Source organism: Ruegeria sp. HKCCA0235A (assembly GCF_013033235.1).
GTDB lineage: Bacteria > Pseudomonadota > Alphaproteobacteria > Rhodobacterales > Rhodobacteraceae > Ruegeria.
This window is the reverse complement of record NZ_WQDQ01000001.1, coordinates 1-13481: the sequence shown is the minus strand read 5'-3', so window position 1 is coordinate 13481 and position 13481 is coordinate 1. Positions and strand designations below refer to the sequence as shown.

Below are 13481 nucleotides of genomic sequence, written 5' to 3'. Positions count from 1 at the left end.
TCACCTTCGGGACTGGCCGCTTGTGATCCGGGCGCGCCAGCCCTAGATGTTTGCAAAAGCAGTCTACAAAAGGTGATCCATGCGCGACCTTCCCTTTCCCGTCCGTGACGCAAACGCAATGGGCGGTGCCGACAATCTGGGCAATCTGCCCGAATGGGATCTTACGGATCTCTACGCATCCGAAGAGGCGCCCGAACTGGCGCGCGACCTGGACTGGCTGGAGGGCGAATGTGCGGCTTTCGCTGCTGACTATGAAGGCAAGCTGGCAGAACTGGACGCCGCGGCCCTTTTGGCCTGCGTTCAGCGCAATGAAAAGATCAACGCCGTCGCAGGCCGTATCATGTCCTTTGCCGGTCTGCGCTATTACCAGCTGACCACCGACGCAGAGCGGGCCAAGTTCCTGTCGGACATGCAGGAAAAGATCACCGTGTTCACGACGCCTCTGGTGTTTTTCACGCTCGAGATCAACCGGATCGAAGATGATGTGCTTGGGGCGCATTTTGCTGCCAACCCAGATCTTGCCCGATACGAGCCCGTGTTCCGGCGCATCCGCGCGATGAAGCCCTATCAGCTGTCTGACGAGCTGGAAAAATTCCTGCACGATCTGGGCGTTGTCGGCGACGCGTGGGAGCGTCTTTTCGACGAAACCATCGCCGGACTGACCTTTACGGTGGACGGCGACGAACTGAACATCGAAGGCACCCTGAACCTGCTGACCGAACAGGACCGGTCCAAGCGCGAGGCCGCGGCGCGCGAACTGGCGCGCGTGTTTCAGGAGAACATCAAAACATTTGCCCGTGTCCACAACACGCAGGCCAAAGAGAAAGAAATCGTCGATCGCTGGCGCAAGATGCCGACCGCGCAAACAGGGCGTCACTTGTCGAACGATGTCGAGCCCGAAGTGGTCGAAGCCCTGCGCGAGGCGGTCGTGGCCGCCTATCCCAAACTCAGCCATCGGTACTATGAGCTCAAGCGAAAGTGGCTGGGGCTGGATGTGATGCAGGTCTGGGACCGCAACGCGCCGCTGCCGATGGAAGACACCCGCACCGTGTCGTGGGAGGACGCCGAGAAAACCGTGATGGAAGCCTACGCCGCCTTCGATCCCCGCATGGCCGACATCGCGGCGCCGTTCTTCTCTAAAGGCTGGATCGACGCGGCGGTGAAGCCCGGCAAGGCTCCGGGCGCCTTCGCGCATCCCACCGTGACCGAGGTGCATCCTTACGTGATGCTCAACTATCTGGGCAAACCGCGCGACGTGATGACGCTTGCGCACGAGCTGGGCCACGGCGTGCATCAGGTGCTGGCTGCCGATCAGGGCGAGATGCTGTCCTCGACGCCGCTGACGCTGGCCGAAACCGCCAGCGTCTTCGGCGAGATGCTAACTTTCCGCAAGATGCTGGACCAGGCCGAAACGCCCGAACAGCGCAAGGTTCTGCTGGCCGGCAAGGTCGAGGACATGATCAACACGGTGGTCCGCCAGATCGCCTTCTACGACTTTGAATGCAAACTGCACGCCGCCCGCCGCGAGGGGGAGCTGACCCCAGACGACATCAATGCCCTGTGGATGAGCGTTCAGGCCGAAAGTCTTGGCCCGGCATTCGAATTCATGGACGGGTACGAGACCTTCTGGGCCTATATCCCGCACTTTGTTCATTCGCCCTTCTACGTTTACGCCTATGCCTTCGGCGACGGGTTGGTGAACGCGCTATACTCGGTCTATGAAAGCGGGGCCGAAGGTTTCGAGGACAAGTATTTCGAAATGCTGCGCGCAGGTGGATCAAAGCACCACAAAGAACTGCTGGCCCCGTTCGGGCTGGATGCCAGCGACCCGAAATTCTGGGACAAGGGCCTGTCGATGATCTCGGGCTTCATTGACGAGCTGGAGGCGATGGAGGGCTGAGAAGCCCGTAACAGAGGGTGGCGACATCTGCCTTGTGGAAATCCTCCTTCCTCGGCACTGTCGCGCCCAAGGGGCTGTTGAATGCAAGCGTCCGCTACGTGGGACATTACCGCCATTTGGTATGCTTGTTCCAATGGCGGCTTAATCCCCGAAGCGTATACTTGCGGCGATTCTCTCTTTGGGTGAATAAAGCAACAAAGTCTCTGAGTTGGAGGAATAATATGAACCTGGTTCGTCATGCGCTCGGATTAGTCGAGCGTTGAGCTCTTCTGGCCAAAGATAGGTGCATGCGCCAAGGATATCGTGGCGACCTTCAGGGACGGCAACTGGTGTTTCGACCCAATCGGCGTGCCAGTTCGCTGGTGGGGTTGATGCAGCGTTCCCTGAAATACTTGCAATTGCATAGGAACAACCAAATACGTTGTCAGCCCATGGATGACTGCCCCAATGCCACCTGCGGCTTTCGACTACGTCTTCGATATCTAGCAAGTCCTCAAAGAACGTAGAAGCAAATCGCGGGCTTTGAACAAAGTGAATCCAACTCCACCAAACCGTAACCAGAACTATTGGCAGGGTTATCAATACTCCGACTGAACAAAACAAGAAGAGTATGAGATTCTTCATATGACTTATTTGCGTTCCCGACTTCGGACATTCATAACCAGTGGCGCATCCGACACAATGGGCTCATCGCGGCCATACCAAGATCACTTCAACTGACTGTCTTTCGATCCACGCCGATTTACACCGCCGCGCGCCTTGAACGCGCCGTCCCGCTCTTGCTGGCAATCCAGGCAGAGCTTTACTCCCGGCAACGCGACGCGACGCTTTTCCGGTATGGGTTCCTCGCATTCGGCACAATGGGTCAGGCTTTCGCCCTGGGGCCGCTTTTGCGCCTGCATCCGCGCCAGTTCATCTGAGATCGACGCTTCGATCTGTTCGCTTACAGCGCCGTCGCGTGCCCAACCTCCGGCCATCGGTCATCTCCTGAAACTGTGAAACTCAGGATAGCTGAGCCGTTGGCCGCAACGCAAGTTACAGTGAAACCGCGCCCTCGAAGACACGATCAATCACCTCTTGCGTCCCGCGTGAGAATTCCAAAGGGCAAGGATATTCCGCCCCATCCCTGATTGATCGGCAAAAGGCCTCGACCTGCAACTTGTAATGGTCTGCTCCGGGGAAGCGAATGACCTGAACTTCAAGCCCCGGCCGGTGCAACTCGACCCGAGCCTCGCCAAACACACGCGCATTGAACGGGGTCGTCAGGCGGATCAAACCGCTCTCGCCGTGAAATACCATCTCTTGATGGGGATGCATCCGTATGGACACATAGCTGGAATAGGTAAATCCGGGGAACTGGGCGCGTATTTCAGTGAAGATGTCGATATCATCCTGCCAACGGATCGCGGATTGCACCGACACAGGCTCTTGCCCGGTTGCAAAGCGTGCTCCACCGATCACGTAGACCCCGATGTCACGCAATCCTCCACCGCCCGTTTCCGCACGGTTTCGAATGTTCCGAGGGTCAGAGCGATTGTCGAAACTGAATGCACCGGTCACATGTACCAAATTGCCGATGGCCCCATCAGCGATCAGTTTCCTTGCAAGCTGCCATTGAGGGTGATGGACAATCATGTATGCCTCGGCGGCCAACAGGCCGCTTTGGTCTCGCTTTTGGATCAATGCGTCGAATTCATCCGCCTTCATGGTCATGGGCTTTTCGCACAGAACATGCTTGCCAGCCTTTAAAGCCTTAAGGCTCCATTCCGTATGCATATGGTTGGGCAACGGGATGTAGACTGCGTCGATTCCGGCGTCTGCCAACAATGCATCATAGCTGTCAAATACTTGCAAATCCGGGCAAAAGGACTGAAACGGCTCTGCTTTTGCGGCATCCGAAGTTGCCAGCGCGGCCAAGCGCGCCCCATTGGCGGCATGTATTGCCGGGGCCATGTATTCGCGGGCAAATTTCGCGGCACCCAATACACCAAATTGAACCGGTCTTTGCATTGCGCCCTCCGTACTCGGCTTGTTTCAAATTTCACGCTTCCCGAAGGGTCACCAGCGCTCGTTCTGCTGCGAAATCAAAAACGAAACACGTCTTTTCCTAACACAGCTTTCGACCTTCAGCCATTGATTCAGGGCTATGCTTCAGTTTCTGCAAACATTCTCAAAAAACGCCCCCTGATCATCAGAGGGCGTTTTCCGTCATTGCTTGAACGCGAAGAATCTTCCTGCGAGGCAAGAAGGGCGCAACTGTTAGCTGACGCCCAACATGCCTTTTTCCCGCGCCAGATCCCGCATTTTCTTTTGCAGCTTCTCGAACGCGCGCACTTCGATCTGGCGAATGCGCTCTCGGCTTACGTTATACTGAGTGCTCAACTCCTCGAGCGTGACCGGCTGATCCATCAAACGACGCTGGGTCAGGATATCCTTTTCCCGATCATTCAGCACATCCAGAGCCGCCGCCAGCAATTCCCGACGTGCTTCCAGTTCATCGCGAGCTTCGTAATCACCGGCCTGATCGGCATCCTCATCCTCAAGCCAGTCCTGCCATTGCATGGTGCCTTCGCCTTCGGACCCGACCGTGGCGTTCAGGGACGCATCGCCACCGGACATCCGGCGGTTCATGCTGATCACTTCTTCTTCGGTCACGCCCAGATCAGTGGCGATCTTCTTGACATTTTCAGGGCGCAGGTCGCCCTCTTCCAGTGCACCGATGCGGGCCTTGGCCTTGCGCAGATTGAAGAACAGCTTTTTCTGCGCCGAGGTCGTGCCCAGTTTCACCAGAGACCAGGACCGCAGGATGTATTCCTGGATCGAGGCACGTATCCACCACATTGCATAGGTCGCCAGACGGAAGCCTTTTTCAGGGTCAAACCGTTTGACAGCCTGCATCAGGCCCACATTGGCCTCGGAAATCACTTCGGCCTGCGGCAGACCATAGCCGCGATAGCCCATGGCGATCTTGGCCGCCAGACGCAGGTGAGACGTCACCATCTTGTGCGCGGCTTCGGTGTCCTGCTCTTCGACCCAGCGTTTGGCCAGCATGTATTCTTCTTCCGGCTCTAGCAGAGGAAACTTGCGGATTTCCTGCATATAGCGATTCAGGCCGCCCTCGGGCGTCGGTGCGGGAAGATTTGCGTAGTTTGCCATTATTGTGTCCCTCCGACAAATGTTTAGATGTTTAACATAGGATATGGGTAAGGAACCCTTCCCATTCAAGAGGTGCTGCTAACAGTCTGGAATTAATCTTACGTTAAGAAAAGGTAAAAAGCCCTTTTTCACAGGAGTTTGCTTATTATGACAGCGGTGTGCGCAGACGTTCGACAAGGCATTGCATATCTTGCGGCAAATCGGCCTCGAACCGCAGGGATTCACCGGTGACAGGGTGCTCGAACCCCAAAACGGCGGCATGAAGCGCCTGACGGGGAAAAGCGCCTACAAAACCTGCGGCGGCGGCAGAGAACGCTTTTGCGGACAGCTTGCGCTTGCCACCATAAACCGGGTCGCCCACCAGCCCGTGCCCTGCGTGGGCCATATGAACGCGGATCTGATGGGTTCGGCCGGTTTCAAGCCAGCATTCGATCAGGGCAACACCCGCCGGCACACCAAATGTCTCGACAACGCGTGCGCGTGTCACGGCATGCCGCCCGCCATGGAACAGAACCGCCTGTTTCTGACGGTCGGTCTTGTGTCGCGCAAGTTGCGTTGTGACGCGCATGATGTTGCCGGGTTCAAAGCTGATCCCTTTGACACCGCGCAACCGAGGATCGTTGGCATCCGGCACCCCGTAACACACCGCACGGTAATACCGTTCGACGCTATGCGCCGCGAACTGCTCGGCCAGACCGTGATGCGCCGCGTCTGACTTAGCGACCACCAGAAGACCACTGGTTTCCTTGTCGATGCGATGCACGATACCGGGGCGTTTCACCCCGCCGACGCCCGACAGATCGTCTCCGCAATGGTGGAGCAAAGCATTCACCAATGTCCCGCTGGGTGATCCCGGCGCAGGGTGCACGACCATGCCTGCGGGTTTGTTGACGACGATTACGTCCGCATCCTCGAAGACGATCTCGAGCGGGATGTCCTCGGGACCGATATGGCTGTCTTCGGCCTCGGCCACGGCAATCGTGACCCGTGCCCCTTCGGCCACCTTGGACTTGGGGTCGCGTATCTCGGCACCGTCGATCTGCACCGCGCCCCCTTCGATCAGACGCGCAAGTCGGGTGCGCGACAGGTTTTCCCCGTCTGGCACATCCCGGGAAAGCGCCTTATCAAGGCGAGGCGGCGGATCGGCCGCGATCTGAAACTCAATCTGGCGGGTGCCCATGACTGTCCCTTCCGAACCTCAAGAACCGCAGGAAACTCCGCAACTGCGATTGCTGCGGCGGATGGTCATGCTGTTGACCGCGGTGATGATTGGCGGGGTTCTAGTGACATTCGCCCTGATTGTCATCCGCCTATCGGACCGCACACCGACCTTGCCGGATCAGATCGCGCTGCCCGACGGCGCCCGGGCGCAGGCCCTGACCATCGGGGCAAACTGGTATGCCGTCGCAACCGATGACAATCGCATTCTGATCTTTGACAAAACAACAGGAAAACTGCGCCAGGAAATCGCGGTCGAATAGGCCCTGCCGCCTGTTCCGGCGGCATGAAAGATCCGGGAATCGTCCATCCTCAGCCGGGAAACAGCCGAGTTCCGGTCCACGCAGCACCCAGACGCTGATCCAGCGCATCCGACCGCATCTTGTGCTTGCCCGACACCGGCGCCAACATGATGTCACCCAAGCAAATCCTGTCACCAACCGGGAAAAGCTCTACGCTTGCGCATTCAAGGTCTTGCCCCAGGGTTTCAGCGATCCGGATCATGTCCTCAAAACGTTCGGGCCGGGGTTCAACAGTGCTGCTGGTTGGTGAATACAGCTCATCTGCAAGGTAATCGTAGTCGCGATCATGGAGCATCTGGATGCGCCCTCGCCCCCGGTCACGGTCAACCTGCACCAGCTGCACGCGTCCGGCGATTACCCAGAATTTCCAGGTGCCGGCCTGTCGATCCCCGGCGGACAAGTCTTCTTCGATGTAATAGAGGGGCTTTTGCGTGGCGCGCCACCATTCGCCTGTCCAGAACCCTTCGGGCGTTTTTGTCTTGTGCCACGCGGCCAGTTTCTGGTTGGCATCGTCGCGCTGCGGGCCATCCAGCGGGAACGACAGGGCCAGCTTGTGACCATGGCTCATCGTTCCTTTCAACCAATACTGGCCGGGCCCGAGGTCGAGTGTTTCGGGCAATGCCGGAATGTGCGCCTCCCACATGCGCTGTGGGCAGGCAAGCAGTTCCGAGGCGCTGCCCACGTATTTGGACCGGTCAGAGATCAACGGATCAGGGACTTCGCCAAACAGCTTCATGACCACCAGCTTTTCGGCGAATGTCTTTGGCGCGCGCAGATCGGGTAATGACCGATGGCTATCCGCATAGTTGTACAAAGACATACCTAGCGCATTCAGCCGAGCAGGGTCACTGCCATAGTGTTCCCAACCGCGCGAAAAACCGACGCGTGGCGGGGTGTTGGCACCGTACAGATTGTCAGCTGCAATTGCGTCGAGATCAGCCTGTGCCGCCTTGAGATAGTCTTCCCTGTCAGAGAGCAGAGCAACGGAAACAACGCCGCCGGTGGCGTCGTGGATTTCTTCGGTCGTAGCGCGCAAGGTGGGCAGGTTTGCCGGAAACTCCACCGGTTTGAGGCCCCCTCGGCCGTGGCGCGGCAAAGGCGCGTCGCCCGGTCTCACCCCCAGGTTCCGCAAACGTCGATCCAGAAACGAATGCCGCTTGATCCCGTTTGCAATCCACCACCGCATCCGACGCCCCCACAGATGCACGGCAAGCGTTTCCTCTTTGATATACGCGTCCCTGAACTCTCGGACGTGAATGTCATTGGCCTGCCCTGCCCGTCTGAACGGCAAAGGATAAAAGACCGGTATGGGGCTGGCATGCTTCAACTCGTCAAAATGGCGTAGAAACCATGTCATGACACCGGGGCCGTAGACACTGTGTTCCTGATCTGACGCATGAGGCAACTCTCCAGCCTGTTTAAGGCGTTCCAGTTCCTTCCGTTCCTCCCCTTCAACCCAAGGGCGGATCGGATAGGGGTCCTGGCAGTATTCGGAATACGCGTTCAACGTGGGGCTGTCGAAGGGCAGCCGCATAACGGCATTGCAGATGGTATCGCGGTTGAAATACCCAAAGACATGATCGGCCCTTGGGATCGGGGCAAGCGCCAACACATCCGTGTCGCACCACAGAAAATCCGTTTTCTTCATCAGGTGCAATCTGAAGATATCGGATTGGGGCACCGGCGTCTTGAACTGGTTGTTCACGATGAACTGCCTGGGTTCGTGGATTTCGTTTGCCGACACCAGTTCGATACCATCCGGAACGTTGTCGACTTGCCCATAGTGGAACAAAACAACCCTGTGCCCGCATTCGACGAATGACAGCATGCACATCTGCTCCAGAAAGCTCAAGCTGCCTTCCATCCACAGCATCCCAATCGTCGGAAGAGAGTGATCCGCAACCATTCGTCTATTTCTCCAGGGGCTGTTTTGTCAGGACTCTGTCCGGTTTTCGTCAGTCGAAGACGGCGCGCTGGACGACATGCGTTCCCTTACGCCACGGTCCTTTGCGACAAAATCCACAGCCGGTTTTTCAAGAAGTTTCTGGTACAGCTCATCATACTCTGGCAGTTTCAGCAGATCGTTGAGCAGGGCCTTGTGCCAGCGGAACGCTCTTCTATGTAGCCGTCGAAGCCTGTCGTCAGCGCGAAACTCTTCCAGCACCGCATCCACTTCGTCCTTGTACCGCAGGATTGTTTCATCCTTGGCACCGCCACGGTTCCAACGGTCCCAATATTCGGTTCCAAGTGTCTGCGAGGAATGATTTGCCCGACCTCGGCTGCGCTTTGCCAGATAGGCCTGCGTGGATCTGACGGCATAGTGGTTGATCTGTGCGACTTCAAAACCAAACGGAGGCGAGACATGGTTGCCGAAGGGTGCAGGTTCCGTGGCGTGCCCTCCGGGCACGGACCGGAACACGCCGGCCTGAAGTTCGGCACGGGGGTGCGGGTTGTGCAACCCGAAACGAAGATAGAAATCGCCCTGCCTGAACAGGGATTTGACAAACCGGCGCCCTGCCCCGCCTTGTTCGAAATCCAGTTCACAATCGAAGAACTGCCGCGTCACCAGCGTATCGCGCATAACATGCCGACCACTGTTCGAGAAAATCTTCCAGGGGATGGAGATGACGTCAACGCCGGGCGTTGCCTCGATCAGATCATCAACTCTGTGATTTCCAACGTGAATATTCAGGAACTCATCCGCGTCCCCGACGTATATCCACTTTGCGTCTTTCACCACCGGCAAACGCCGTGCCTGCCTCAGCGCAGACCGGTGAATGCCTCCGGTTCCAACCCGGTTTCTGTGAAACTCCACATGGCCCAAGTCCTGCAACCGTCTCAGAATCTGGTTGGTGCCGTCTGTACAATCATTGGTGTAGACAATGATCCGGTCAAACCCCAGCACCTTGTGATGGGCCACCCATTCCAGAATATAGGGACCCTCGTTCTTCATCGCGGTGATGAGGACTTTTTCAGGCTTTTCCATCGCTGCCACTTATCCCCGCCGCTTAGTTGTTCTGACCTTTGCTGTCATCTTGCGGGACAATTTTTTCGATGGCGATCTGCGCGCCGGCAATCGCGCGGATGCGCAACTCTCGGGGGTGCTGACCCAGAAACTCGTTGACCGCACGGATCACGCCGTCGCCCCACCAGCCGCGGCGGTGGTAGTCGTCGAATGCCATGATCCCACCGGGTTTGATCTTGGGAAACAAAGCGGCCAGATCAGCGGTCACGCCTTCATACGAATGGTCTCCGTCGACATAGGCGAACGAGATGCTTTCATCATCAAAAAGCTCCAACGCAGGCACCGAAAAATCGCGGATAATACCGACCTTGCCCTCTTCGATCTCGGCCTCGAAAGTCTTTACGACCTTCTGGAAGATGGCCTCCATCTTTTCGTCTTCGGTCCGACCCACAAACGCGGTTGTGTGCGACTCAACACCAATATGCTTCCACGGGTCGATCAGAAAAAGCTGACTGGGCTCGATCAGTTTCAAGATGGTCGGAGAGAACTCACCCTGCCAGACACCGATTTCAACAGCCAAGCCCCCCTTTGGCAAACGCGAAAGGAATGTTCGGCGGATTGCTTCTTTGCTGTTTTTGCGTTTGGTCGCCTTGTCAGCCTTCGGTTTCTTCTGGCTGCCGGGCGCAACACCGATAACCTTGGGTTCGTTCGACATCTCGACCTCACTTGCAGACGGGTATCCCATTCACTCAAAACCCGTTTTGTTCATTGCGCCATGGCTACCACGCCACAGCCTCAAGAACCAGAAGCTATGTGTCCTTTTTGCCAAGCGGTGGCAACTTGTCGATGCCAAGCCACGGTGGCTGCAAGCTGGTTATCCGGTATCGTGCAGCATTGCGCCCGAGGAAACTGTTCATCGCCGCATTCATACCCGTATACGACCCGCCTCCGTGACGGCGATAGGATGTGAACGCGATACTGCCCCCGGGGGCAAGAACCCGGTCGATACGGCGCAACAGCTGGGTCATCACCTGCTCTGCCCGCACCCCGCGGATGATGACGACGCCGACGCTTTCGTCTTCAAACAGCTTCAGCATCAAGGGGGGCAGCGCCCGGTAGATATGCAATCGCCCGGCAAGAATGGGGTCGCGGAAATATTCCAGCAATGCATAAAACGTGCGATCCAACGCCTGTAGCTCGGGATCCTGAGTTGCATCCGGACATGTAAAACCGTCCCAAGACAGCCCCCACGGTCCTATGACCGTCAATTTCTCGACAGCGTCCAGATCAAGTACTTCTTCGATGATTTCAGTCTCAACATGTCCGATCAGCACCCAATTCTTCTTGCCACTGATTGATCGAAGAAAACTCTGCCGCTGGTCTTTTGTTCTTTCAACTTCCGGAGGGGCAGAAGGCAGGTAGACAGGATCCTTGGGATCGAACGGCACCGAAACCTGTTTGGCATCCGTAATTTGCGCATGCTGCGCCGCGGCCTCTTCGTAATCAAACGAGGTTTCGAGGGCATCGAGCCGAACGAACCAAGGGAAATTGTATGGCTTGGAGTTCTCGGGCTTGGACATCTTGCCGAGCCGCGTCCATTTCGCGACCTGGGCAAATGTGATTTCCGGGTCCTTGTACATTTCGGCGTTGAAAGACAGATCGCCATCTTCCATCACGCCGAGTTCCAGCGCCTTCACATAGCGCCCGCTGCGAAAGCGGCTGAACTTTGCAACAAAATCCTGCGCCACCTCGGTTTTTCTGAGGCTTGCGATGCGTTCCTTGTGAAATGCAACTGCCTGATGATGCAATTGCCCCAGAACAGGATCGGATCGCAGTTTCTCATAAACCTTCCGAAGTCGCGCAACTTTGGACAGGATCGAGGTTTCTTCGAAGTCGTTATAGCAATGCAGCTTCCAGTAAGCCTGACCTGTTGCCTCCATCTTCGGATGAAAACTCGAGATATTCACATCCCCGCGCAACCGCTTCATCAGATAGCTTTCCACGGACCTCACTGCATAGTGGTTCATCCGAAAAAGCCTGCGGCCGAACCCGGCGCCCGTTGATGAATACGCCCACCCTCGTCTTCGCATGGCCGGCGGCAACGGATCACCGTCCCCGTCGACCCAGGCAAATCGATCCGCCTTGTTGGGTATCGGGCCGCGCGGTCGATGCGTGCTGATTGTGCGATACGATCCGTTGTTGCGAAACAGCGATTTGAACGCCCGCAAGTTGTGAGGACTGACGGCGCCAAGCTCGCCCGCACGGGTGAATTGCTCGACAATGAACCTGTCTTCGAACTCGACGATTCCGTTGTGCCCGAATAACTGCCAGATTGCGGCGAAACCGTCCGCATGCGGCAATGCACGAAACAAATCGTCCAGTGTTCCGTCGCCGACGCGAATATCAAGAAATTCATCCACGTCGCAGACCAATATCCATTCGGCTTCTTTGCACCAGGGGTGTTCCATGGCGTTTGCATAAGCTGAAGCCTGGGGTCCAAATTCCCACGGGCCGGGATTGTCGATATGCGCCAGAAACCCCAGTTCCTGGCATCGCTGGAGGATCGCGTCGGTGCCATCGGAACAATCGTTCGAATTGACGATAAAGTGGGTGAAGCCGATCGAAAGATAGTATGCAATCCATTCCAGGATGAACGGCCCTTCGTCTTTCATCGTGGATATGACAAGTCTCATCGCGTCTACCTGTACCCGTGGCCCGCAAATTCAGGATAGCGGGAAAAAACGCATCTTTGCAGATGTATAGCGCGCATCCCTGCCTGCGGCTTTGTTACGGGCCCCGGAAATGCATTGCAAGTGGACGAGCCCGCCGGTTCAACGTCTGCCAACTCCAGATCCCGCAGACGGCCACGGCCCCGCACGCAGCGATCCCCCAGCGTGTCTCCGCCTTGAAACCGTCATTCGGATTGCCATCGCGCGCCAACCATCTATCGCTGGCATTCACCGCTGTCGAAGTCATTTGGTAGCACAGGCGCGGCATCTCGAGTGGATCATGACAGGCAATCTCAAAGATCAAAGGGCGCATGGCCTTGATTCACTGCGCGGTATCGCGGCGTCTGCGGTCGTGTTTGTACACGCGGTGAAAATTCATCCGCTTGGTGTCGATTACACAGACTGGGGTGTCGACTATTTTTCGATGGGGGTGCCGCTGTTTTTCATAATCAGCGCGATGTCCATGTCGCTGGCTTACCCAAAAGGAGTGCCCTGAGCAGCCTCATCTGACTGGTCCAAATTGATTGTTGGTGCATTGTCGGCCTGCGATCCATTGGTATGATGGTTTCGGGCGCTGGCGGGCGATAGCCCAGTGCACTGTGGGGCCGCTTTGTGTTGTAGTGTCTCCTCCATTGTTCGATCAGAATTTGAGCTTCGCGCAGGCTGTAGAAGATCTCACCGTTGAGCAACTCGTCCCTGAACCGGCCATTGAAACTTTCACAGTATCCGTTCTCCCAAGGGCTGCCAGGTTCGATGTAAGCCGTCTGCGCGCCAACGGCGGCGATCCAGCCTCGGACAGCCTGGGCGACAAATTCCGGTCCATTGTCAGAACGTATGAAACTCGGTGCACCCCGCAGTATGAACAGATCCGTTAGGGCATCGATCACATCGACCGAGTTCAGCTTGCGCTTCACTTTAATCGCCAGGCACTCTCGGCTGTGCTCATCAAGGATATTCAGCGTCCGAAAAGCTTTGCCATCATCGGTTCGACAATGAACGAAGTCATAGCTCCATACATGATTGCGATGGTCCGGTCGAAGCCGGACACATGATCCGTCGTTCAGCCAGAGCCGCCCCTTCTTCGGTTGTTTTGTGGGCACTTTCAGCCCCTCTCGTCGCCAAAGCCGTTCAACCCGCCCGTCGCTGACAGACCATCCAGCCTCTCTCAGTAGCGCAGCAATCCTGCGATAGCCATATCGGCCGTATTGACG

The 13481-nt window shown here is 56.8% G+C and carries 12 protein-coding genes; 3 read left to right on the top strand and 9 right to left on the bottom strand.

Annotation, left to right across the window (positions count from 1 at the left end; all coding sequences use genetic code 11):
* Positions 1 to 79 precede the first annotated feature (79 nt).
* The gene (locus tag GOW56_RS00060) at positions 80 to 1900 is read left to right on the top strand and encodes a M3 family oligoendopeptidase (protein WP_171204568.1); all 1821 of its coding nucleotides are present in this window, start codon (positions 80 to 82) and stop codon (positions 1898 to 1900) included.
* Positions 1901 to 2607: 707 nt separating this feature from the next.
* On the opposite strand, the gene GOW56_RS00055 is transcribed toward GOW56_RS00060, so the two are convergent.
* The 4 genes from GOW56_RS00055 to GOW56_RS00040 all read right to left on the bottom strand — a co-directional run bounded on the left by GOW56_RS00055 (position 2608) and on the right by GOW56_RS00040 (position 6236).
* The gene (locus GOW56_RS00055) at positions 2608 to 2877 is read right to left on the bottom strand and encodes a DksA/TraR family C4-type zinc finger protein (RefSeq protein WP_170346639.1); all 270 of its coding nucleotides are present in this window, start codon (positions 2875 to 2877) and stop codon (positions 2608 to 2610) included.
* 58 nt (positions 2878 to 2935) lie between these two features.
* Positions 2936 to 3910: a Gfo/Idh/MocA family protein gene (locus GOW56_RS00050; protein WP_171204567.1), complete on the bottom strand. Its 975-nt coding sequence runs from the start codon at positions 3908 to 3910 to the stop codon at positions 2936 to 2938.
* 249 nt (positions 3911 to 4159) lie between these two features.
* A complete protein-coding gene (gene rpoH / locus GOW56_RS00045; RefSeq protein WP_171116444.1) occupies positions 4160 to 5056 on the bottom strand; it encodes an RNA polymerase sigma factor RpoH in 897 nt (298 codons plus the stop codon).
* A 145-nt stretch (positions 5057 to 5201) separates the two neighbouring features.
* On the bottom strand, positions 5202 to 6236 hold the full coding sequence (locus tag GOW56_RS00040; protein ID WP_171204566.1) for an RluA family pseudouridine synthase: 1035 nt from the start codon (positions 6234 to 6236) through the stop codon (positions 5202 to 5204).
* On the opposite strand from GOW56_RS00040, the gene GOW56_RS00035 reads away from it, so the two are divergent.
* Positions 6235 to 6537, top strand: coding sequence for a DUF6476 family protein (locus GOW56_RS00035; protein ID WP_152457651.1), 303 nt, complete (start codon positions 6235 to 6237; stop codon positions 6535 to 6537). The genes GOW56_RS00040 and GOW56_RS00035 overlap by 2 nt on opposite strands.
* Positions 6538 to 6586: 49 nt before the next feature.
* On the opposite strand, the gene GOW56_RS00030 is transcribed toward GOW56_RS00035, so the two are convergent.
* The 4 genes from GOW56_RS00030 to GOW56_RS00015 all read right to left on the bottom strand — a co-directional run bounded on the left by GOW56_RS00030 (position 6587) and on the right by GOW56_RS00015 (position 12234).
* Positions 6587 to 8482 carry an ATP-grasp fold amidoligase family protein gene (locus GOW56_RS00030; protein WP_171204565.1) on the bottom strand — a complete coding sequence of 632 codons (1896 nt, stop codon included), beginning with the start codon at positions 8480 to 8482 and terminating at the stop codon, positions 6587 to 6589.
* 27 nt (positions 8483 to 8509) lie between these two features.
* Positions 8510 to 9562, bottom strand: a complete 1053-nt coding sequence (locus tag GOW56_RS00025; RefSeq protein ID WP_171204564.1) for a glycosyltransferase family 2 protein — start codon at positions 9560 to 9562, stop codon at positions 8510 to 8512.
* A 22-nt stretch (positions 9563 to 9584) separates the two neighbouring features.
* Positions 9585 to 10256, bottom strand: a complete 672-nt coding sequence (locus GOW56_RS00020; protein ID WP_171205013.1) for a class I SAM-dependent methyltransferase — start codon at positions 10254 to 10256, stop codon at positions 9585 to 9587.
* A 94-nt stretch (positions 10257 to 10350) separates the two neighbouring features.
* Positions 10351 to 12234: a glycosyltransferase family 2 protein gene (locus GOW56_RS00015; RefSeq protein ID WP_171204563.1), complete on the bottom strand. Its 1884-nt coding sequence runs from the start codon at positions 12232 to 12234 to the stop codon at positions 10351 to 10353.
* A 109-nt stretch (positions 12235 to 12343) separates the two neighbouring features.
* On the opposite strand from GOW56_RS00015, the gene GOW56_RS22045 reads away from it, so the two are divergent.
* Complete coding sequence (locus tag GOW56_RS22045) at positions 12344 to 12766, top strand: acyltransferase family protein (protein WP_371807860.1); 423 nt, start codon at positions 12344 to 12346, stop codon at positions 12764 to 12766.
* Here the strand turns inward: GOW56_RS22045 and GOW56_RS00005 are convergent.
* Positions 12720 to 13481: IS3 family transposase (locus GOW56_RS00005; protein ID WP_254447136.1), on the bottom strand; the 762-nt coding region annotated here is incomplete at its 5' end. The genes GOW56_RS22045 and GOW56_RS00005 overlap by 47 nt on opposite strands.